Annotated in this window: 20 protein-coding genes; 12 read left to right on the forward strand and 8 right to left on the reverse strand. The window is 38.6% G+C overall.

The window, feature by feature from the left end; translation table 11 throughout:
* Positions 1 to 20: 20 nt before the first annotated feature.
* The 4 genes from AC504W_RS27675 (at position 21) to AC504W_RS27690 (ending at position 4,275) form a co-directional block, all read left to right on the forward strand.
* The gene (locus AC504W_RS27675; RefSeq protein ID WP_494875466.1) at positions 21 to 491 is read left to right on the forward strand and encodes a cupredoxin domain-containing protein; all 471 of its coding nucleotides are present in this window, start codon (positions 21 to 23) and stop codon (positions 489 to 491) included.
* A gap of 186 nt (positions 492 to 677) precedes the next feature.
* Positions 678 to 1,505, forward strand: coding sequence for a type I methionyl aminopeptidase (map, locus tag AC504W_RS27680; RefSeq protein WP_096581846.1), 828 nt, complete (start codon positions 678 to 680; stop codon positions 1,503 to 1,505).
* 173 nt (positions 1,506 to 1,678) lie between these two features.
* On the forward strand, positions 1,679 to 2,626 hold the full coding sequence (gene uvsE, locus AC504W_RS27685) for a UV DNA damage repair endonuclease UvsE (protein ID WP_494875467.1): 948 nt from the start codon (positions 1,679 to 1,681) through the stop codon (positions 2,624 to 2,626).
* 50 nt (positions 2,627 to 2,676) lie between these two features.
* On the forward strand, positions 2,677 to 4,275 hold the full coding sequence (locus AC504W_RS27690; protein ID WP_494875468.1) for an Hsp70 family protein: 1,599 nt from the start codon (positions 2,677 to 2,679) through the stop codon (positions 4,273 to 4,275).
* Between the two features lie 6 nt (positions 4,276 to 4,281).
* Here the strand turns inward: AC504W_RS27690 and AC504W_RS27695 are convergent, their stop codons facing one another.
* The 8 genes from AC504W_RS27695 to AC504W_RS27730 all read right to left on the reverse strand — a co-directional run bounded on the left by AC504W_RS27695 (position 4,282) and on the right by AC504W_RS27730 (position 10,907).
* On the reverse strand, positions 4,282 to 5,037 hold the full coding sequence (locus tag AC504W_RS27695; RefSeq protein ID WP_494875469.1) for an HNH endonuclease: 756 nt from the start codon (positions 5,035 to 5,037) through the stop codon (positions 4,282 to 4,284).
* Positions 5,030 to 5,947, reverse strand: a complete 918-nt coding sequence (locus AC504W_RS27700) for a DNA adenine methylase (RefSeq protein WP_494875470.1) — start codon at positions 5,945 to 5,947, stop codon at positions 5,030 to 5,032. The genes AC504W_RS27695 and AC504W_RS27700 overlap by 8 nt, the downstream gene beginning before the upstream one ends.
* Positions 5,948 to 6,148: 201 nt before the next feature.
* Entirely contained in the window at positions 6,149 to 6,451 is a 303-nt protein-coding gene (locus AC504W_RS27705; RefSeq protein ID WP_494875472.1) for a hypothetical protein, read from the reverse strand.
* Positions 6,452 to 6,583: 132 nt separating this feature from the next.
* Positions 6,584 to 7,027, reverse strand: coding sequence for a DUF29 domain-containing protein (locus AC504W_RS27710; RefSeq protein WP_494875474.1), 444 nt, complete (start codon positions 7,025 to 7,027; stop codon positions 6,584 to 6,586).
* A 126-nt stretch (positions 7,028 to 7,153) separates the two neighbouring features.
* Entirely contained in the window at positions 7,154 to 7,984 is an 831-nt protein-coding gene (locus AC504W_RS27715; protein ID WP_494875475.1) for an alpha/beta hydrolase, read from the reverse strand.
* Between the two features lie 111 nt (positions 7,985 to 8,095).
* Positions 8,096 to 8,953, reverse strand: a complete 858-nt coding sequence (locus AC504W_RS27720) for a metal ABC transporter permease (protein ID WP_494875477.1) — start codon at positions 8,951 to 8,953, stop codon at positions 8,096 to 8,098.
* 22 nt (positions 8,954 to 8,975) lie between these two features.
* A complete protein-coding gene (locus AC504W_RS27725) occupies positions 8,976 to 9,821 on the reverse strand; it encodes a metal ABC transporter ATP-binding protein (RefSeq protein ID WP_494875478.1) in 846 nt (281 codons plus the stop codon).
* Positions 9,822 to 9,839: 18 nt separating this feature from the next.
* Positions 9,840 to 10,907 carry a metal ABC transporter substrate-binding protein gene (locus AC504W_RS27730; RefSeq protein WP_494875479.1) on the reverse strand — a complete coding sequence of 356 codons (1,068 nt, stop codon included), beginning with the start codon at positions 10,905 to 10,907 and terminating at the stop codon, positions 9,840 to 9,842.
* Positions 10,908 to 11,870: 963 nt separating this feature from the next.
* Here AC504W_RS27730 and AC504W_RS27735 point away from each other — a divergent pair.
* The 8 genes from AC504W_RS27735 to AC504W_RS27770 all read left to right on the forward strand — a co-directional run bounded on the left by AC504W_RS27735 (position 11,871) and on the right by AC504W_RS27770 (position 20,946).
* Positions 11,871 to 12,791 (forward strand): lipid kinase, encoded by a 921-nt coding sequence (locus AC504W_RS27735; protein ID WP_494875480.1) that lies wholly within the window; start codon positions 11,871 to 11,873, stop codon positions 12,789 to 12,791.
* 128 nt (positions 12,792 to 12,919) lie between these two features.
* Entirely contained in the window at positions 12,920 to 13,525 is a 606-nt protein-coding gene (locus AC504W_RS27740; protein WP_187308024.1) for an exopolysaccharide biosynthesis protein, read from the forward strand.
* A 529-nt stretch (positions 13,526 to 14,054) separates the two neighbouring features.
* Positions 14,055 to 16,685 carry a bifunctional aconitate hydratase 2/2-methylisocitrate dehydratase gene (gene acnB / locus AC504W_RS27745; protein WP_494875481.1) on the forward strand — a complete coding sequence of 877 codons (2,631 nt, stop codon included), beginning with the start codon at positions 14,055 to 14,057 and terminating at the stop codon, positions 16,683 to 16,685.
* Positions 16,686 to 16,890: 205 nt separating this feature from the next.
* On the forward strand, positions 16,891 to 17,985 hold the full coding sequence (locus tag AC504W_RS27750) for a DUF262 domain-containing protein (RefSeq protein ID WP_494875482.1): 1,095 nt from the start codon (positions 16,891 to 16,893) through the stop codon (positions 17,983 to 17,985).
* Positions 17,982 to 18,695: an MAE_28990/MAE_18760 family HEPN-like nuclease gene (locus AC504W_RS27755; protein ID WP_494875483.1), complete on the forward strand. Its 714-nt coding sequence runs from the start codon at positions 17,982 to 17,984 to the stop codon at positions 18,693 to 18,695. The genes AC504W_RS27750 and AC504W_RS27755 overlap by 4 nt, the downstream gene beginning before the upstream one ends.
* A gap of 145 nt (positions 18,696 to 18,840) precedes the next feature.
* Positions 18,841 to 19,260 carry an endonuclease domain-containing protein gene (locus AC504W_RS27760; protein WP_494879497.1) on the forward strand — a complete coding sequence of 140 codons (420 nt, stop codon included), beginning with the start codon at positions 18,841 to 18,843 and terminating at the stop codon, positions 19,258 to 19,260.
* A gap of 468 nt (positions 19,261 to 19,728) precedes the next feature.
* A complete protein-coding gene (locus tag AC504W_RS27765) occupies positions 19,729 to 19,989 on the forward strand; it encodes a hypothetical protein (protein ID WP_494875485.1) in 261 nt (86 codons plus the stop codon).
* Positions 19,990 to 20,142: 153 nt separating this feature from the next.
* A complete protein-coding gene (locus AC504W_RS27770; RefSeq protein WP_494875486.1) occupies positions 20,143 to 20,946 on the forward strand; it encodes an isopentenyl phosphate kinase in 804 nt (267 codons plus the stop codon).
* Positions 20,947 to 20,950: the final 4 nt, after the last annotated feature.

Here is a 20,950-nt window from a genome sequence, read left to right on the forward strand (position 1 = left end):
TTAGCGAGGACAAAAAAGTAATGAAAAAATTTTTAGTGAAAGCATTTATACTTCAATTGTCTTTGATACTAATCCTGAGTTTTACCGATTTCATTCCTTCAGCAATTGCAGCCAATTTACCTAGTGATTTGCTAAAACAGCCAGCCACAGAAATTACAGTTAACTTAAGTAATTCTGCCAACGAACTCAAGTTTGAACCAAATCACCTAGAGTTCATCGCAGGTAAACGCTATCTACTACAACTCAAAAATCCCAGTCAATTAAAACACTACTTTACTGCTAAAGATTTTGCTGATGGCATTTGGACACAAAAAGTAGAAGCCGGCAAAGTAGAAATTAAAGGAGCCATTCACGAACTAGAATTAAAACCAGGTGCTGAAGCTGAATGGGTTTTTGTCCCTTTAAAAACCGGAAAATATAGTTTACGCTGTACCATACCAGGGCATACTGAAGCTGGGATGACAGGAGAAATTATTGTCGGTAATTCGTAATTACCTTGAAAAAATCAGTTATGGGTCATTTGTGAGATGAGGAGATAAACTAATCATCAAACATAGACAACAACTGTCTTTCAACCCTATGACCTGTTATAAATTAAATATAGATATAGTTTCTCAATTATCCTAGAAAAAGCATAGGCTCCGTAGCGACAAAGTATCAGTAATTATTATCAGCACATGAACATTTTTAGCAACTTGCTTTCTCAACCAGTTAAAGTCACACCAGCAAAAAAACAACGCCGAGGAATTGAAATCAAATCGCCGCGTGAAATTGATATTATGCGGCAATCGGCGAAAATAGTTGCAACGGTATTGAAAGAAATTTCTGCACTAGTCAAACCAGGAATGACAACAGCCGACTTGGATGCTTACGCGGAAAAACGCATTCGGGAAATGGACGCAACCCCAAGTTTTAAAGGATATCACGGGTTTACTGGCTCTATTTGTTCCAGTATCAACAACGAAGTAGTACATGGTATCCCCAGTCCCAAGAAAGTCATCCGTGCTGGGGATGTATTAAAAGTAGATACAGGCGCTTATTATCAAGGTTTCCACGGCGATTCTTGTATTACGATTGCTGTTGGTGAAGTTACCCCAGAAGCCGCTAACTTAATTCGTGTAGCTGAAGAAGCTTTATATAAAGGTATAGAACAAGTTAAAGCTGGTGCATATCTCCTTGACTTGGCCGGAGCGATTGAAGACCATGTAAAAGCCAATGGTTATAGCGTGGTAGAAGAATTCACCGGACATGGTGTTGGTCGGAACTTGCACGAAGAACCTTCAGTATTTAACTTTCGCACACGAGATATGCCGAATGTGAAATTGCGTGCGGGAATGACTTTAGCAATTGAACCAATTTTAAACGCAGGTTCTAAACACACCCGTACATTAGCTGACCGTTGGACAGCTGTAACAGTAGATAATTCCCTATCGGCTCAGTTTGAGCATACAGTTTTGGTGACAGAAACTGGGTATGAAATTTTGACCGATCGCACTAAAGTTTAGTTTCGTTATAACCATTGCTATTCATCCTAACGCCTATTTAAAAAGAAAGATGTTGGGATGAATTTTGTGTTGTCTAAGTCAACTATCTGGAGAATTCATCCTCAAGAGACTTAGCAGAGAAGGCAGAAATTAGTTCAATCAATAAAGTAGCTAAGACTCCAGCATTTGCAAAAATGACAACTATCCAGTGCCAAAATTTAGCGAATCAACAGCAACAGCCGCAAACTATTCTGCCAAATTTAGGCTTAGTTTGTATTACAGTTTCTCAACAAGTCCGCTTTAAAACAATCACACGCACGCGTTACTTAAAACTCTCCCTGGCGGAACGGGAAAGCACATTACGACAACTTTATCAGCATAACTTGCAGCGGTTGCATGATGCTCTTTCTTTTTGTGAGCAAAATCAAATTCGCCTCTATCGGATGACTTCTAATTTATTTCCCATGAATGATTTAGAAGACCAAATTGGCGAAAATCTCTTAGAAGAAATGGCTGATGAGTTGGGCAAAATTGGTCAACGAGCAGTTGCACTTGGTATCAGAATGGTGCTACATCCTGATCAATTTGTCGTGTTGAGTTCTGATTCACCAGAAGTTGTGCAAACCAGTATTAATATCTTAGCCAGACACGCGCGAGACTTAGATTTACTTGGTTTACCTCGTTCGCCTTGGTCGTTGATGAATATTCATGGTGGGAAATCGCAACGCGCCGAAAAGTTGGTAAAAGTGATTTCCCAATTACCAGAAGCGATTAAAAGTCGCTTAACTTTAGAAAACGACGAATACGCCTATAGTGCTAGTGAAATTTTAGCAGTCTGCCAACAAGCCGAAATTCCGCTGGTATTTGATGCTCATCACCATATTTGTCACGAAAATTTAGATAGCTATGATGATCCGAGTGTGGCTACTATGTTTGAAGCGGCGCGATCAACTTGGAAAAATCCAGATTGGCAATTAGTTCATATTTCCAACGGTGAAAATGCCTTTAAAGATAGAAAACACAGTGATTTAATTACCGATATGCCTGATATTTATCATCAAGCACCGTGGATAGAAGTGGAAGCCAAACGTAAAGAAGAAGCGATCGCCCATTTGCGTAGTTGCTGGCTTATGGGAAAATAATATTTTTGTTGAGAAAATTTTGCGCTTTGGCATGAAATAATAAAAAGACTATGGCGATCGCAATCGATTTTGGTACTAGCAACACAGTCATTGCCCGTTGGAATCCCGTCACCCAGCAGGCGGAAACTCTGAGTTTACCTGGTTTATCAATTCAGCAAAGTCTCAATCCCCCACTGATTCCCAGCTTGGTGTATGTAGAAGAAGCCGCACAGGGTAAAGTTTTAGTAGGGCAACAAGTACGCGATCGCGGTTTAGATCTCAAAGGCGAATCTCGATTTTTTCGCAGCTTCAAACGCGGTATCGGTGCAGAAATTCAAGGCTTCTTACCAGAATTAGATGGAGAAACCCTCACCTTTGAACAAGTTGGACAATGGTTTCTCAATCAAGTGATTGCACAACTAGCACCCTTAGAAGGCGGCTTAGACTCTCTCATATTAACCGTCCCCGTAGATAGTTTTGAAGCTTATCGCCACTGGTTAGGTACAGTTTGCCAAAGCCTCCCCGTCGAACAAGTGCGGATGTTAGATGAACCCACAGCCGCCGCCTTGGGTTACGGTTTGGCTGATCAAGAAAATCTCTTGGTAATTGATTTTGGTGGCGGCACATTAGATTTATCTCTAGTCAGCTTGGATAGAGGCGCACAAGGAAACACTAAACCCATCGGATTTTTGCTCAAATGGGGTAATAAATCTTTAGCTGAAGACTCAAAGCAAAAAGTCAAAACCGCGCGTGTATTGGCAAAAGCTGGGCAAAATTTAGGCGGAACAGATATTGATAATTGGGTAGTTGATTACTTTGCCAAAAATCAAGAATTGGCGGTGAGTCCGTTGACAACAAGATTAGCCGAAAAAGTCAAAATTCAGCTATCAACTCAAAACCAAGCGAGTGAAGTTTATTTTGACGATGAAACATTTACCAGTTACGAATTAAATTTAGACCGTGATCAGTTAGAAAATATCCTCAAAGAACACGGATTTTTTGAGCGCCTAGACGAGTCGATGACTAATCTGTTGCAACAAGCACGCCGCCAGGGAATTGAACTCGCAGATATTAATGCAGTGTTGTTAGTTGGGGGAACTGTCCAACTACCAGCAGTGCAGACATGGGTAAAACAGTATTTTGCACCAGAAAAAATCCGTTGCGAAAAGCCTTTTGAAGCGATCGCCCAAGGTGCATTACAGTTATCCCAAGGTGTAGAAATCAAAGACTTTCTCTACCACAGTTACGGGATTCGTTACTGGGATCGACGCAACCAACGCCACAGTTGGCATCCGATTATTAAATCAGGGCAAGCTTACCCAATGAATCAAGCGGTGGAATTATTTTTAGGCGCATCTGTGGAGAATCAGCCTAGCATCGAATTAATTATTGGGGAATTAGGCGCAGACACAGGTAACACCGAAGTTTATTTTGATGGCGATCGCTTAATTACTCGCCGTCTAGATAGCGGTGAAACCACCGTTAAACCTCTGAATGATAGTGCAGGCGCGAGAACCATTGCTCAACTTACCCCACCAGGGTATCCAGGGAGCGATCGCGTGAAAATCCTGTTTCAAGTTGATGAGCAACGCTTTTTACGAATCTCCGTTGAAGATTTGTTGACGAATGATACTTTGTTAGAGAATCAACTCGTCGCACAGTTGAGTTAAACAGTATTAGCTGGCGGATTCACCAGCAGAAATATCGCCGTTTTGTCTCATTTCGCGTTCAATAATTTCCTTGATCAACTCAGGGATTTCTTTTTCCAGACTTATAGCTTGTTGCTTCAATCTTTCATAAATGTCAATATCCTCTCCTTGCCACATTAAATCTGTTCTCCTAATCTCTTGCATTGCGATATGCGTGTAATTTTCTGGGTATGCCCAATAACATGACAAACAAATAGATTTATCCTTAATGCTAGTCCAATTTTCACAATGTTCACATGACCAAGACTTAGCTCGATTAGCAGAACCACAAAGCAACATAAAACTTTCTGGTGCTAGTTCTGGCTCTCCATCAACTTCAAACGGAACACGATGATCAATCTGCAACTCACGCTCTTCAACTTTTTCTAAATAGACAAAGCATTTACAGCCATATCTCCTGATTAATTCGTCTTTAATCTGTTTTGATAAGCCTGTTCTACCAGATAACCTAGAAAACCTTGCCTTACTGACATCTCCAAATCTGTAGGCTGCTATCTTTCTTCCATCACTTCCTGTTACACGGAAAGTTTCTAGAGGAATTCCATGTTCTCGAACATCTCTAGCTGCTCTTGGAGGATGATTATAACCATATCTGTCCTTCAGTTCTTCCGTTGTAATAAAACCATATTGCAAAATATGATCAATAACAGCTTTTGGCCTTTTGGCAGTTACTGACTGACAAAGTTGTATAAAATCATCAGGTAACTGCTGAGAACTATCCATATTTTTCCAAAAGATTAAGCTGTCTTGGTGTTTTGCTAATATAGCTTTCTAGCCTTGAAGGTTTTCTAAGTAGCAAATTTGGCGACAAGTATAAAGACTCTATTGTTATTTCTTTGCGTCCCAGTAGTGTTGCTTGCGATGATCTACCAACTTCAATTTCAATCTTCCTGAGTCCTAACTCTTGAGGTAATGGCATACCAAAAGTTTTGTTACCAAGCTTTCCATCATAGCTAATCGCAAACGCTACTCCACGTTGATTTAATTGTTCTATGGATAAAACAAAATCATCAAAATTAATTCCTGAGAAATATCTTGAATCCTTATCTCCGCACACACCCTGATAGGGAGGGTCGATATAAACAAAATCACTACTTTGCGCTTTGGCTAAAACTTCCCTATAATCCAGAAATGTAAATTTACATCTACCTTTTAATAAAGCAGAAACTCCTTTTATATTTTTCCTCATCTTATCAGGCTGAGTTCCCTTTCTCCTCTTATCAGGGCTTTGATTAAATACACCTTCTGAGTTATACCGAACAGATCCTTTTACACATCTAGCTAACAAATACAAAAAAAGTTTTGGATCATTAGTCTGATTAAAATTTTCTCTAACTTCAAAGTAATGCTTGATAGAATCATGATGTTGCTCATTCCATATATTGGAATAAGCACTTATTATTTCCTCTGGTCTTTCTACAATTAGCTCTAATAATTCAATAAGCGGTTTATTAATATCATTAAGCCAAAAATTTTGAGAAATATGTTTAGAAGCAACTGCTATACTAATTGCTGCTGTTCCTGCAAAAGGTTCTAAAAATCTCTCCACTTTACTAGGCAGAAAATTGAGAATAACTGATGCAAGTTTTCTCTTACTACCCTGATATTGAATTGGATGTGGTAAGCTAACCATTCTCAATAGCAGAATAAATGATTTTAATTTATTATAACATGAAGGTAAATTAGTTTATCAATAGAAAATATTTACTGTTACTCCTAATTACAAATTAAGACAACTAATACTAAATTTGTAGAAATATGCAAGACTATTACTGTAAAAATGAAAATGTAGTTTGTCAGATATAGCCCTTAGTTTTAGAATTATTGAATAGCCCTATAAATCTTCACCTTCAACTCCACCTGCATTAAAGCCGTAACCAATCAAATCCTCAAGCGTGAGTTCGAGAACCTGTTCATCCTTCAGGTGAGCAGCTATCAAAGCCAGCCGATGTAATTCTTGTTCAATTTCAAAAATCCGGTTACAAAGTTGCTGAATTTCTTGTTTTTCCTCGCTAGAAATATCATCTTGCGAGAAGAGAGTATAGCCGCTTCTAACGCCATGACCATAATCGTATCGAGAACTACGAATCATGTAAGAACGGACTTTTTTTATGTCTTGCAGGAATATGTTTAGCACCTGATTTCGTTTATCAAGCCGTGATTGAAGTTACTGTTGACGTTGTGCTATGGCTTGTTTAATCTCTTGGCCTGTTTTGTGAAAGGTAATATCGATAGACATTTGAAGTGTTTTATTATAGTTTATTTCAACTTAACAACTGAGAAAATTCGGGTCGAGAATTTGATCTATTGTATAAGGGCATTCAGTAGGAAATATTTCTGGTTGTATTTGCGTTTCCTTGGCTGCATCTCTACGCGCACGTTGATAGTATTTATCTACCCACTCTACATCTTGAATCAAACGTTGCAAACTTGGTGTATCTTCTAAACAATCTTGCATTTTATCTCGACAGTTAGAAAGTGTATTATTCCAACTTTCTGTGCTTTTTTCAGATTGGTGCTGGCATTTAAGTAAGTGCATCATTAGCACTTGTAAGTAGCTACCAAGTTCCCTTTGTTCACTGCGCCCCAATGCTTCTAATTCCTCTACCAAATGTTTAACGTCTAATTCTGCCCAACGTCCATTTTGTAAATATTCAGCTTGTTGTTGCGTCCATTCTAGGAAGTCTTGATCATAGAGTTCTGCTTTGCCCATTAGCTATTACTCTCTTGTCTAATCAAGGTGACTTTATTAAATTTGCAATTACACTCAATTTAGCACCTATAGCCAATTTGAGTAGTTACACAATAGTAGTTGATGAGAATGGTTAAATGCGATCGCCTAATTCATATTTTGTTTCTCAATCAGTTGCTCAAAGGCTGCTAAAGTTTTTTGATGTTGCTTGTCTGCAATCCAAGTAAAATCATCATGGCCTGCACCATCTACCCACAATGACATTTTAGGATCAGGTGCGGCTGAGTATAGTGTATATCCGTGTTGAATAGGAATAGTTTGGTCAGCTTGACCGTGCATAACTAAGATTGGACAATTGACTTGCGGAAGTTTTTTCAGGTTAGAAAATTTATCGAAGGGAAGTAAGGGAAAAGGTACAACAACTCGAAAAGCAGATGTAAATGTACTCTCCAATATCAAGCCAGCAACAGAATGACGAGTTCCTAAATCAACTGCTGATCCTCCACCAACAGAACGTCCATAGACGATAATTTTCTTCGGTGGGACTTTTAGCTGCTGAATTAGATAGGTGTATGCAGCTTCAGCATCTTGGTAAGCATTCGATTCGCCAGGTTTGCCATCGCTAGTGCCATAACCGCGATAGTCATAAGCAAAAACGCTAAATCCCCATTGATGTAGACGTTCTAAAAACGGCTGAACATCACCAATATCTTCGGCATTGCCGTGGATGTAGAGCATTGTATACTCTGCTCTGGGATTAGGTAAATACACCGCCGAAATCTTCTGTTTGTCAGTAACGGGTACTTTCAAAATACTGGCATTGTCTTGATAAGTAGCAGGTTGAGGCAGAAAAATCATGCTATCTGCTCTAAAAAAGACATAAAATGCGAAAAAGCCGTAAATAAACAACAATGAGCGAACTAGCCGTTTCCAACTGAGTTCACCAATCAACAGCTTTCTAAGTTGCGATCGCGACATGAATGTATGGGAAGTTTATGAGGTAATAATCAATTTTTCCCAAAACTCATGCTCAGACTTCTATTTGGTATTAATCATCCATCTTGCACCGGAGGCGATATTACAAGACTATTAGCCTTGATAATGTTGGGTGGAAAGAGGTGGTATATAGCGTTTACGCCGACTTTGAATACTTTTGCAAACTAGTACGCAGCCAAAAATGAAGGTTGACAGCAGAACCACACTTGCACCAGAAGCAATATCTAAGTAGTAACTGAGATAAATTCCAGCAAAGGCGATCGCTGCCCCTAAAATGCCGGAAATAATCATAATATAACCAAAGCGATCGCTCAAAAGTCGGGCAATAGACGCAGGAATTACGACCGCAGAGATAATTAACGTCACTCCTAAAACGTTAAGTGTCGCTACTAGCAAGGTTGCCAACATGAGAGCAAATAATGTATCCATAGCTACTACAGGTACACCATGCACCTGTGCTACTTCTCTGTCAAAACACCAAAACAGTAAAGGGCGATAAAACAAAAATACTAAGCTCAAAATCACAAACGTTACCCCAATTACACACCACAAATCCGTAGGGGAAACGCCCAATACATTACCAAATAAAGCTGCTTCAAAGTTTTGGCTAAATTTGCGATAGGTGCTAATCACAGCTACACCTAGAGCAAAACTCGCAGTTGTCACAATCCCAATGGCTGCATCAGAATATACCTTACGCCCTGTAAGATATTGTATGAGCAACGCTGCGGCAAAACCCCAAATTCCCGAACCAATATAAAAATTTAGCCCTAAAACATAGCTCAACACGGCTCCGCCCAAAATAGCATGAGAAAGACCATGAGCAATGTAACTCATCCGGCGAGTAATGATATATACACCCATCACACCACACAATAGCCCCGCCATCATCCCAACAATAACGGCGCGGCTAAAAAATTCATAAGCAAAAGGTTTAAGCAGAAACTCCATGTGTTTAATTTTAAATTGAGGATTAAGACTTGTGTCCGTTGTGGTTTGATTGCACTGTTCGCAAAATATCCGGCAAATTATCTTGCATTTGATGGCGTAAAGAAGTGCCTGCATTAGCAATGAGAATGCGATCGCTTTGATGAAAGACCACCATTTCTGCACCAAAGGTCTGCTTTAAAATGGCAGGTGTAAACACATCACTAGGTTCTCCTTGGGCAATAATGCTGTGGTTAAAACAGACTACCCAAGGTAAATGAGTCGCCACAGAGTTGAGGTCATGGGTAGAAAGCAAAATTGTCAAACCTTGTTGATTAAGTTCTGCTAACAGATGTAACAGTTCATGCTGCACGCGCAAATCTGAACTACTTGTTGGTTCATCTAAAAGGACAATTTCTGGTTCGCCTACTAGCGCCCTAGCGATAAACACTCGTTGCTGTTGTCCGCCAGATAATTCACCGATGGGTCGATGGGCGACATGGGCTATTCCCACCCGTTCTAAAAGTGCCTTGGCCATGATGCGATCGCGTCGCGATGACCAAGGTAAAAATTGCTGTTTGCGGTAACGCCCCATCATTACTACTTCTAGTGCAGTCACAGGAAAATTCCAATCTACCGTTTCTACCTGCGGTACATAGCCAACTTTTGGTGGTGCAGTTCCCGGTTTTAAGCGTTTTCCTCGGAACCAAATTTCCCCAGTCCAAGGCGGAACCAACCCTAATATTGCTTTGATTAGGGTTGTTTTCCCACTACCGGAAGGCCCCACTAAACCAGACAGTTGTCCAGGATATAAAGACAAATTGACGTTCGTCAATACTGGTTGGGTTTGGAAACCACAGGTAAGGTTTCTAATTTCTAATATTGTTTCCATGCACTAGTTTGGTAATTGTTATTGAGTCGTTGTAGTGGCTGTTGCAGTTGGGCCAACGACATTGGTAGTGTTTAGCTTGTCAACCAACTGAGAATTTCCCCCCAGATTTTCGGCAATGATCCGCAAATTGTTTGCCATCATGCCAATATAAGTATGTTGAGGATCGGTATTTTCTATGGCATTGGCTGATCCTGTTCCCGGTAATTCATCATCAGCAGTGTTTGCTATTTTGACTTTCGCTTCTCTGGCAATTTGTTCTTCGACTTTGCTAGGGTAGACTTCCGAACCAAAAATCGCGGGTACACCAGTTTTGCGAATCTGGTCGATGAGTTTGGCTACATCTTGCGCTGACGGTTCTTTAAAATCTGAGGGTTGGATTGCGCCAATGACCTCAAAGCCATATTCTCTTGCCCAGTAAGCCCAAGAGTCATGGTATGTTAAAAGTTTGCGATTTTTAGCCGGAATACTCGCTACGACTTCACGGCTAACTTTGTCTAATGCGTCCAGGCGTTGCAAGTAGTTATTTAAGTTTTTTTCGTAGTATGCTTTCCCGTCGGGATCTAACTGTGTTAACTGTTTAGCGGCTAATTTGGCGTAAGCTTCTGCGTACTTGGGGTTTACCCATAAATGGGGATTAGGGTCTCCTTTTTCTTTGGGAAAGCTAAAGTCAAAAATCCACTGAGCTTCGTTAATAGTATTGTTACCTAACTCATAGATATTTGCCTCTTTAGGTTTAGAAGTTTTTGCCAGTTTTTCGGTTGGGGCTTCTAACCGGAGTCCATTAACGATAATTAAGTTAGCCTTAGAGAGTAAATCGGCATCACTAGGACGCGGTTCAAAGGTATGAGAATCTGTACCTTCGGGAATAACGCCTTTAACTTCAGTGCGATCGCCTGCAATGTTACTCACAATATTGGTTATGGGTGCAACTGTTGTCACAACTATTAGTTTGCTTTTGGTTTGGTTCTGTACAGGTTGTGCAGTCGCATCATTTTCCGTGGGGCTAGGAGCTACTGCTGCATTTTGAGGCGCATTACAAGCTGTGAGGAATAAACCAAGTATTAATAACAATGCAGATGTTTTCATTACTTCGATAGTAGTAATTTTTTGGGTGTTATTTATTCACTAGTAAATATTTTTGCTTCTAGCTAATACAATCCCCTCTTAGAGGATTTTTCTCTAACTTTTAGGTTTTTTTAACATATTACTGGAATGAGTATTAATTATTTCTTAAAAACCCTCGCTAATTCATGCTAAAGATAGATGTTTCTCGATAGGAATATACCCTTTGTGGGATAAATCTCAGGTAATAATTATTTTTTGCCAGTAATATCAAACTAATTTTACTAATCAATAAAAAATCCAATATCGGTACATCCGACTATTTAATATAACCCAATAGATTTAGTTTTAAAATTAATTAATATTTAGATTAAATATTCCTCTTAATAAAATTATTATTTTTTAACAATTAGTAAGTATTATTCTTAATTTTCAATACTATTTGGTATTTATTCAATTTGACTTTAAAATAAATATTACTTTCTTTGTCAATTTCATATATTTGCAAAAGCAATACATCAAAAGTTTATACGGAGATCATCGTAATTTTTGTGACAACCTTAGTACTAGTAGCATTAGTATGTTAGAAAATATAAATACGAAAGTATTAAAACTGCGTAAATATAACTAAAATTTATTGTGAGTTAATGAAATGTTTCCATAAACATCTACACTAAAATCCAGAACATAATTATTGCTGAAAAATCTGTTTGGATTACTTAAATTATTTGTGTAGGAAGGAAACAGGCAAAAGTAAAGAATTCAGGTAGCAATATACTGACTGTTGAAAACATCAACTATGATTCCTATCAGCCCAAAATATTGCCATTAATATTCATTTTATTACATTGTCATCAATATATTTAATATACAATAAAGGTCGAGTTAGACAAAATCAATTCAAAAGTTACAAATATAACAATAAACTCATCAAGTAAAACTTATCAAAGCTAACACAATTTTTCTTAGCCAAATTAACCAAATTATATGGAAGAAGATAATTGGACACAAACACAGCAAAGGTCACTACCAGTAAATTCCCGCGCATTGCTGTTAGTTAATCGTCATGCCCGCCAAGGGGAGAAGCGATTAATAGAAGCAACTTATTATCTGGAGAAACTTGGATTTAAATTAACAGAAGAATCTACAGAAAATCCCAAACATCTTTCAGACATTATTCGCAGTTACCAATATAAAGTTGATTTAGTAATTGTTGGTGGTGGTGATGGGACTTTGAACGCAGCAGTAGATGGCTTAGTTGAAACTCAATTACCTTTAGGAATTTTACCTTTAGGAACGGCAAATGATTTAGCCAGAACTTTAGCAATTCCTAATTCCTTAGCAGAAGCTTGCCAAATTATTGCCTACGGGGAATTACGTCGCGTTGATTTAGGCTGGGTAAACGGTAAGCACTTTTTTAATGTTGCTAGTATGGGATTGAGTGTCAAAATTACTCAAAAACTTACTAAAGAAATGAAACGTCGTTGGGGAATATTTGCTTATATTGCGACTGCATTACAAGTAATTTGGGAGTCTCGCCCTTTTAGCGCCGAAATTAAAATGAAGGATCAATCATTTCGTGTCAAAACTGTGCAAATTGCTGTAGGTAATGGTCGTTATTATGGTGGTGGGATGGCAGTGGTTCACGATGCCACTATTGATGATCAAAGATTGGATCTCTACAGTTTGGAGATAGAACACTGGTGGCAAATCATACCTTTACTACCCGCCATGCGTCAAGGCAGACATATTCGTTGGCGTAGTGTCCGAGCGCTTCAAGGACAAAAATTTGAAATTTCCACCCGTAAACCACGCCCAATTAATACTGATGGGGAAATCACGACTTACACTCCGGCAACATTTCAAGTTATACCCAAGGCCATAACTGTTTTAGTCCCGCCAATTTAGAAAATTGGGAATAGCATTTCTGAGTTCTCTAATGCCCTAATTTTCATTTGGGTGCATTAGTCTCCATATTCACCTTGATATACTGAATAAAGCTGGGTCTTGTGGCAATTCACTCTAACTCACGCCAAATGGATCTGAGATTTTCTCAAGAAATTAAATCCTTGCTGCAACGCTTATCTAATCATCACTTAACTTTAGGTGATATTTTGACAGAGACTGCGGAACGAGGTTTCAGCCTAGTAATAGCTTTATTAGTTTTGCCTTTTTTGTTTCCTATGCCTCCTGGATTGGCTGGGCCTTTTGGTGCTGCCTGTTTACTGGTTTCTGTACAGATGATTTTTGGCAGGCGATCGCCTTGGCTACCTAAACAAATCGCTAGGTATAAATTTCCGCGCCCGTTTGCCCAACTTCTCTTAAAAAATCTGCAACATCTCACCAAAATAGTCGAAAAAATTACTCGCCCTCGCTTAAAAAAAATAGCAAAAAACCCTATAACTTGGCGGCTCAATGGGCTATGTATCTCCTGGTTAACAATATTATTAATGTTACCAATTCCTTTCACCAATCCGATTCCCACTGTGGGGATTTTATTATTAGCAGTTGCCACAATTGAAGCAGATGGATTGCTGATTTGTATTGGTTATATTATCACTGCTGTCATTACTTCATTCTTTGCCTTTATAGGCTATGCCGTATGGTTAGCGCCTGGGTTACTACCAGCTATTTTTAAATAATGAGTTGCTGAATTATCGAGAAAAAAGCCCTCAGTCATTCGCTGAAGGCTATCACTTAATAAGGGTGCATCTACTACTATTTGTGTTTACATATAAAACTGACTATATCCGGAAGAATTATAAGCAGTAATGAGGATTTATATAAATTATAAAAACTATTGCCAATATTTATAGTTAAATATAACTGTAGGAATCTGCTGGGAAAACTGCGGAGCCAGAGGCTGATTAAATTGGGTTTAGCTACTTAATTTAGCATTTTTTTTACTGAAAAAGCATTTTTATTGGCGATTGAATTTACATAAGAGGCTGTGGGAAAATAATTAATCTCAAAATAATAGCGATCGCAGCAATTAAAATATCTTCAGTTGGAATTGGTAGTAAAAACTATACTTTAAGTATAAAACAAAAATACTGATAAGCAATTACCAGTAAGGCTTTCAGCCATAAAATAAAGTAAACTTTTATAGCCAAGTCTTATCTAAAAATATTTCATAATTAAGGGGAGAACATCCCAACGGAGAATACAAAAATGCTAGAGTCATATCGTCAACACGTTGCAGAAAGAGCAGCATTAGGAATTCCCCCCTTACCGTTGGATGCGAAGCAAACCTCAGAACTATGTGAATTACTGAAGAATCCGCCCAAGGGTGAAGAACAAACATTATTACATTTATTGCGCGATCGCGTACCCCCTGGAGTTGACCCCGCGGCTTATGTGAAAGCTGGGTTTCTCACTGCTATTGCTAAAAAGGAAGTTAAAAGTCCGATAATTTCCCCTATTGAAGCTGTGGAATTGTTGGGAACAATGATTGGCGGCTACAACGTACAATCTTTAATTGAGTTGCTGCAATTTGCTACCACATCTGTCTCCGACTCTTCCGAAACACCTTTGGTGATGGGAGGAGAAGGTAAAGAACCAATCGCGGGTTATGCCGCCGCTGCCCTCAGCAAAACCTTGCTGGTGTATGATGCCTTTCATGATGTTTTGGAGTTAGCTAAAACTAACCCTTATGCCAAGCAAGTAATTAACTCTTGGGTTGAGGCTGAATGGTTTACTGCGCGTCCAAAACTGCCAGAATTTATCACTGTCACAGTATTTAAAGTCCCTGGTGAAACTAACACCGACGACTTATCTCCCGCCACCCACGCCACCACCCGTCCGGATATTCCCTTACACGCTTTAGCGATGCTAGAAACGCGCCAACCGGGTAGCTTAGAAACTATTGCGGAGTTGAAAAAAATCGGACATCCCGTGGCTTATGTTGGCGATGTCGTTGGTACAGGTTCTTCCCGGAAGTCTGCCATTAACTCCGTGTTGTGGCATACAGGACAAGATATACCCTTTGTGCCGAACAAACGTGCTGGGGGATACATTTTAGGTGGTGCGATCGCGCCTATCTTCTTTAATACAGCCGAAGATGCTGGTGCTTTGCCCATACAATGCGATGTCACCAAGCTAGAAACTGGTATGGTAATTACCATTTATCCTTACAAAGGTACAATTACCAACGAAGCAGGTGAAGTAATTTCCACCTTTACCCTCAAACCCGACACCATCCTCGATGAAGTTCGCGCCGGTGGACGCATCCCCCTATTAATTGGGCGTACCCTCACCGACAAAACCCGCCAAGCACTAGGTTTAGAACCAAGCACCTTATTTATCCGTCCCCAACAACCAACCGATACAGGTAAAGGCTACACCCTCGCCCAAAAAATGGTAGGGAAAGCCTGCGGTTTACCCGGTGTTCGTCCTGGTACATCTTGCGAACCCATCATGACAACCGTTGGTTCTCAAGATACCACAGGCCCCATGACCCGCGACGAGTTAAAAGAACTTGCTTGTCTCGGTTTCAGTGCAGACTTAGTAATGCAGAGTTTCTGTCACACCGCCGCCTATCCCAAACCCGTTGACATCAAAACTCACCACGACTTACCTGACTTTTTCGCCCAACGTGGCGGCGTTGCACTACGTCCTGGCGATGGTATCATCCACTCTTGGCTAAACCGGATGCTGTTACCCGACACCGTAGGTACAGGCGGCGACTCTCACACCCGCTTCCCCTTGGGTATTTCCTTCCCTGCTGGTTCTGGGTTAGTAGCCTTTGCGGGTGCGTTGGGTGTTATGCCTTTAGATATGCCAGAGTCAGTATTGGTACGCTTCAAAGGTGAATTGCAACCCGGTATCACCTTACGAGATATCGTCAACGCCATTCCGTACGTCGCCATGCAAAAAGGCTTGCTGACAGCAGAGAAGCAGAACAAGAAAAACATCTTCTCTGGCAAAATTTTAGAAATGGAAGGCTTGCCAGACTTAAAAGTAGAACAAGCCTTTGAACTCACCGATGCTTCCGCCGAACGTTCTTGTGCAGGTTGCACAATTAAGCTAAGTGTCGAGACAGTTTCCGAATATCTGCGTTCTAATATTGCCCTGTTAAAGAACATGGTAGCCAGAGGCTATCACGATGAGCGTACCATCATGCGCCGCGTCGCTAAAATGGAAGAATGGTTAGCCAACCCCTTATTACTAGAAGCCGACGCAGATGCCGAGTATGCAGAAATAATTGAAATTGATTTGAACGAAATCAAAGAACCAATTGTTGCTGCTCCCAACGACCCCGATAATGTTAAATTATTATCGGAAGTTGCTAACGATCCAGTACAAGAAGTATTCGTTGGTTCTTGTATGACAAATATTGGTCATTATCGAGCAACTGCGAAAGTTTTAGAAGGTGCAGGTTCAGTCAAAACTCGCCTGTGGATAGCACCACCAACCCGCATGGATGAACACCAATTAAAAGAAGAAGGTGTATACGGAATTTTTGGTGCGGCTGGTGCAAGAACAGAAATGCCAGGATGCAGTTTATGTATGGGAAATCAGGCGCGAGTTGCTGATGGCACAACTGTATTTTCTACCTCTACCCGCAACTTCAATAACCGCATGGGTAAAGATGCAAGAGTCTATCTAGGTTCAGCAGAATTAGCAGCAGTTTGTGCGTTATTAGGGCGTATTCCCACAGTCCAAGAATATCTTGATATTGTGGCGAATAAGATTCATCCTTTTGCTGATAATTTGTATCGGTATTTGAACTTTGATCAAATTGCTGGTTTTGAGGATGAAGGGCGCATAATTTCTAAAGAGGAGCAGGCTTTGTTGGTATAGTTTGATGAGGGTGAGTCTTAATGGCTCACCTTCACTGTATAAGTTACATTTTATTTATGACATTTCAAATGAGTTATGAACTTTAGCTTATATAATTTATACCTTCAACCGCTTTAACTTAATCCAAGCGTGAAAAGTATTTATATTACTCCGTGTAATACAAAAATCTCTAACTGTAAACATTAACACAAATAAATTGTCAAATATGGCTTCTCAATTAGAAATTACAGATAAACGTAAAGAAAACGCTGAAGCAGAAATTCGTGATAAGAGAAAGCGGGTTGACTACAATACTTTAGAATACCCTATAGAAGTAATTGTTCAAAAATATTTAGAAGGAATAGAAGAAGATGAAAATGAATTGTTTATTCCAGATTATCAACGAGAAATGGTATGGGATGAAGATAGGCAATCAAAATTTATTGAATCTGTAATGCTAGATTTACCAATACCTTACATTTTTGTAGCTGATACATCAGAATCAGAAGATTTAGCACGCTTAGAAGTTATAGATGGTACACAACGTATTCGTACTTTAACTAGGTTTATTAAGAACGAACTTAAATTAAAAAATCTTGAAAAATTAACAACTCTTAATGGATTTACCTTTCAAGATTTAATGCCACCACGCCAAAGACGTTTTAACCGGACTACGATAAGAATGATTCAATTAACAGAAGCAGCAGATGAAGAGATTAGAAGGGATCTTTTTGAGAGAATTAATAGTGGTAGTGTTGAATTGAATGAAATGGAGAAACGAAGGGGATCTCAACCTGGAAAATTTCTTGATCTAATTGAGGAATTGTCAAAAGAGCAACAATTCCGTGATTTATGTTCTTTTACTCAAACTCAAATAAATAAGAGAGATCCACAAGAGTTCGTTTTACGGTTTTTTGCATTTTTAAATAATTATGAAAACTACCCTGGTAAAAGTAACATACATAAATTTTTAGATGATTATTTAAAACAAGAAAATAAATCTGAAATATTAGACATTAATGCGGCAAAAGATGAGTTTTACCTAATGTTAGAATTTGTTAATAAATATTTTCCAAATGCTTTACATATCTATATAAAAAGTAAGGATGGATACGAACCTACAACTAGAATTAAGTTTGAATCTATTACAGTAGGATCTGCTCTAGCATTAAGACAAAATCAGACATTAATACCAAAATCTATTAATTTTTTATGTTCTGAAGAATTTAAAAAATTAACAAAATCTGATGCTAGTAGTTCTCAAAATAAAGTTATTCGTCGTATTGAGTATGTTCGTGACCAGCTTTTAGGTAATTCATGAGAAGTACATTATTTCAAAATTTTGATGAACGCGCTCAAGAAGTTAGTAGATACTTTCTTCTCTTGAAAAACCTAGAACAAGGTTCAATTCAATTAAGTATGGGCAATGCTAACAACATTAGAACTAAACCAATAAATAATGATTTAGAAAAAACTCTTAAAGCAACAGGATATTTGTTACTCTACAACCTAGTTGAAGCTACAATGCGTAATGCAATTGAAACAATTTTTGATGAATTAAAAACTAAAAGAGTTTCTTTTGATGAAGTGAGAGAAGAAATAAGAAAAATTATTATTAATCATGTTAGAGATAAAGATATCCAATCTACAGAGGCTCTTTTACTAGGTCTCCAAAATATTTCAGTTGATATCATATCAGTTACCTTTGATGCTCTTGTCACGAAAGAGAATAAGAAAAGGCTATTTTCAGGTAATGTGGATGCACGAGAAATAAGAAATACAGCAAAAACTTATGGCTTTTCATGCCAGACTAATCATATTAAAACTAGAGATGGAAGTGATTTACTAACAATTAAAACTAATAGAAATGATTTAGCTCATGGCTTTAAGTCATTTGAGGAAGTTGGTAGAAATGCTACTGCTGATGAGTTATTGAAAATTCAAAGAAGAGTTATATGTTATTTAAGAGAAATATTAGAGAATATAGAATTGTATTTATCTAACGAAGAATATTTAAAAAACAACCTTTAAAAGTAATTTATAGGTAAACAAAAATGGTTCTTCTTCTACGACGAGATAACCATGACAAATCTAGCTCCCCTCTCCGCGTCGGAGAGGGGTTGGGGGAGAGGTCAGCCATAATGTATGAATCAACACCAGCCTCTACCTTTCATACATGAATAATCCAACACCGCCACACAAATCACCACATAAAAAAGATAGAACTCATAACATAGTCATCGGGCAAAAAATAACCCCAGCTAAGATTCAGCTTGCTAAAGAATTTCGTCGCCAAATGACACCAGAAGAAAAAATTCTTTGGCAACAACTTCGTGGTAATCGCCTCAATGGGTTACATTTTCGCCGTCAACAAATTATTGATGGTTTTATTGCAGATTTTTACTGTCACGCAGCTAGATTAGTGATAGAAGTAGATGGAAAAATTCATGAACAACAAGCTGAATATGATGCAGAACGCGACAAAGTTTTGTTAGCAAGAGGGCTGCGTTTATTAAGGATTAAAAATGAGGAAGTGACACAGGAACTTGATCGGGTTTTAATGCTGATTTGTCAAGCTTGTTTTGAAGAAATCTAACCCCCCTAGCCCCCTTCCCTACAAGGGAAGGGGGGACAATCTTGCTGTTTTTTCTATGTGGAAGATTCGGGCGATCGCACTCAATTATTGATAAAATCTGCAAACTTGGCCTTGTGTGTGTCCTTTCGCATTCTCCTAGATAAGCACAGATTGGTAAGTATATACTTTCCTACAAATATAGAAAAAAGCTATCGAGTTGATTGCATAAACCGTATTGTGCTTGATTGCGGGTAGTTGGGCTGATCTTAATTCTGCATCTGCAATTCCATAAACTTTCTAATTTAATCTGGAAATTTTAAATCGATTTTGATGTATCCTAGATTTTCTTAGGTAATTTTTTCAACACCCAAGTTCATAAAACTTTTTTACGGATTTCGCCCAAGGTTCTTGAAGAAGTTCTTGAACTCTCTAAGAATCTACCTTTTGTTGCTTATTACTTTGTCACACTTTAAGGCTTAACAAATCATCATGGATATACGACTCATCAAAAAATCCGAAAAATTAATCCTGAAAAAAATAAAACAGATAGAAGAAGAAAATCTTTCAATAGATGATTTTGAGAGCCAAGAAGCTACAGTTGAGGAAAAACAAGCAATCAATATATTAGAAAATAGAGAGGATGACTATATTCCATTGCGAGATAATCCAGTAGTTTTATCGATTGCTAATTCAGGATGGCAGGTTTCAGAAATCCTCAGAGATATCAGAGTAGATACTTTCTATGATTGATAAGTAATTTGCTAAAAATCGATAGGTTCACATACCCGAATTCTCTCAGAAATCGGGTATGTTCTTGAATAAGAGCAGGCAAATAATCGCTGATTCATTTTAAATGCCTTGTGGTAAGCTTTTTGCTAGTTATCACAATATCTTGATATTTCAATGCTAGAGCTAGTATTAATCAAGCTGGGAGGTTCCTTAATTACTGATAAGAACCAACCATACACTGCTCGACTAGAAACTATGCAAAAACTGGTTGAGGAAATTAGTCTAGTACGCCAGCAAAATCCTAGTTTAAAAATGATTATTGGCAATGGGGCTGGTTCCTTTGGTCATCAGTCAGCGCATAAATACAATACTATCAATGGTGTTGTCTGTGATGCTGAAAAACTAGGATTTTGTCTAGTCCACCAAGATGTTTTAGATTTAAATGTATTACTAGCTAAGTATTTTTTACAAGCAGCTTTACCAGTAGTTAGCTTACCACCTCTAACTATGGCCATCACTCACAATAAAAAACTACTTAAAGCTGACTTTTCTGTGATTGAAAATTGTTTACAATCTGGCTTAATGCCTTTAGTTTTTGGTGATGTGGTTTTAGACAAAGCCATTGGTGGGACTATTCTTTCTACTGATACCTTGTTAGCAGAATTAGCCAAATACTTTCATAGTCAAGGTAACTACCAAGTACGACTCATCAATGCAGGTAATTATCCTGGTGTGTACGACCAAGATAGGCAAGTAATACCTCATATTACGCCAGCCAATTATTCCCAAATAAAAGCTTTTATTGGTAAGAGCGCATCGGTAGATGTTACTGGTGGTATGACCCAGAAAGTAGAAGAGTTTTTAGCTATTTCTAGTTTAGGAATTGATTGTTGGATAATTGACGGTAATATTTCGGGAAATTTAGTCAAGGCTGTTTTGGGACAGCCGGCTTTGGGGACGGTAATTCGTGCATGGTAATTTT

Source organism: Nostoc sp. C96 (assembly GCF_059384975.1).

What these genes read in the sequence shown, in the direction of transcription:
- AC504W_RS27675 (WP_494875466.1), top strand. Translation starts at nt 21, where the DNA reads ATGAAAAAATTTTTAGTGAAAGCATTTATACTTCAATTGTCTTTGATA.
- map (WP_096581846.1), top strand. Translation starts at nt 678, where the DNA reads ATGAACATTTTTAGCAACTTGCTTTCTCAACCAGTTAAAGTCACACCA.
- uvsE (WP_494875467.1), top strand. Translation starts at nt 1,679, where the DNA reads ATGACAACTATCCAGTGCCAAAATTTAGCGAATCAACAGCAACAGCCG.
- AC504W_RS27690 (WP_494875468.1), top strand. Translation starts at nt 2,677, where the DNA reads ATGGCGATCGCAATCGATTTTGGTACTAGCAACACAGTCATTGCCCGT.
- AC504W_RS27695 (WP_494875469.1), bottom strand. Translation starts at nt 5,037, where the DNA reads ATGGATAGTTCTCAGCAGTTACCTGATGATTTTATACAACTTTGTCAG.
- AC504W_RS27700 (WP_494875470.1), bottom strand. Translation starts at nt 5,947, where the DNA reads ATGGTTAGCTTACCACATCCAATTCAATATCAGGGTAGTAAGAGAAAA.
- AC504W_RS27710 (WP_494875474.1), bottom strand. Translation starts at nt 7,027, where the DNA reads ATGGGCAAAGCAGAACTCTATGATCAAGACTTCCTAGAATGGACGCAA.
- AC504W_RS27715 (WP_494875475.1), bottom strand. Translation starts at nt 7,984, where the DNA reads ATGTCGCGATCGCAACTTAGAAAGCTGTTGATTGGTGAACTCAGTTGG.
- AC504W_RS27720 (WP_494875477.1), bottom strand. Translation starts at nt 8,953, where the DNA reads ATGGAGTTTCTGCTTAAACCTTTTGCTTATGAATTTTTTAGCCGCGCC.
- AC504W_RS27725 (WP_494875478.1), bottom strand. Translation starts at nt 9,821, where the DNA reads ATGGAAACAATATTAGAAATTAGAAACCTTACCTGTGGTTTCCAAACC.
- AC504W_RS27730 (WP_494875479.1), bottom strand. Translation starts at nt 10,907, where the DNA reads ATGAAAACATCTGCATTGTTATTAATACTTGGTTTATTCCTCACAGCT.
- AC504W_RS27735 (WP_494875480.1), top strand. Translation starts at nt 11,871, where the DNA reads ATGGAAGAAGATAATTGGACACAAACACAGCAAAGGTCACTACCAGTA.
- AC504W_RS27740 (WP_187308024.1), top strand. Translation starts at nt 12,920, where the DNA reads ATGGATCTGAGATTTTCTCAAGAAATTAAATCCTTGCTGCAACGCTTA.
- acnB (WP_494875481.1), top strand. Translation starts at nt 14,055, where the DNA reads ATGCTAGAGTCATATCGTCAACACGTTGCAGAAAGAGCAGCATTAGGA.
- AC504W_RS27750 (WP_494875482.1), top strand. Translation starts at nt 16,891, where the DNA reads ATGGCTTCTCAATTAGAAATTACAGATAAACGTAAAGAAAACGCTGAA.
- AC504W_RS27755 (WP_494875483.1), top strand. Translation starts at nt 17,982, where the DNA reads ATGAGAAGTACATTATTTCAAAATTTTGATGAACGCGCTCAAGAAGTT.
- AC504W_RS27760 (WP_494879497.1), top strand. Translation starts at nt 18,841, where the DNA reads ATGAATAATCCAACACCGCCACACAAATCACCACATAAAAAAGATAGA.
- AC504W_RS27765 (WP_494875485.1), top strand. Translation starts at nt 19,729, where the DNA reads ATGGATATACGACTCATCAAAAAATCCGAAAAATTAATCCTGAAAAAA.
- AC504W_RS27770 (WP_494875486.1), top strand. Translation starts at nt 20,143, where the DNA reads ATGCTAGAGCTAGTATTAATCAAGCTGGGAGGTTCCTTAATTACTGAT.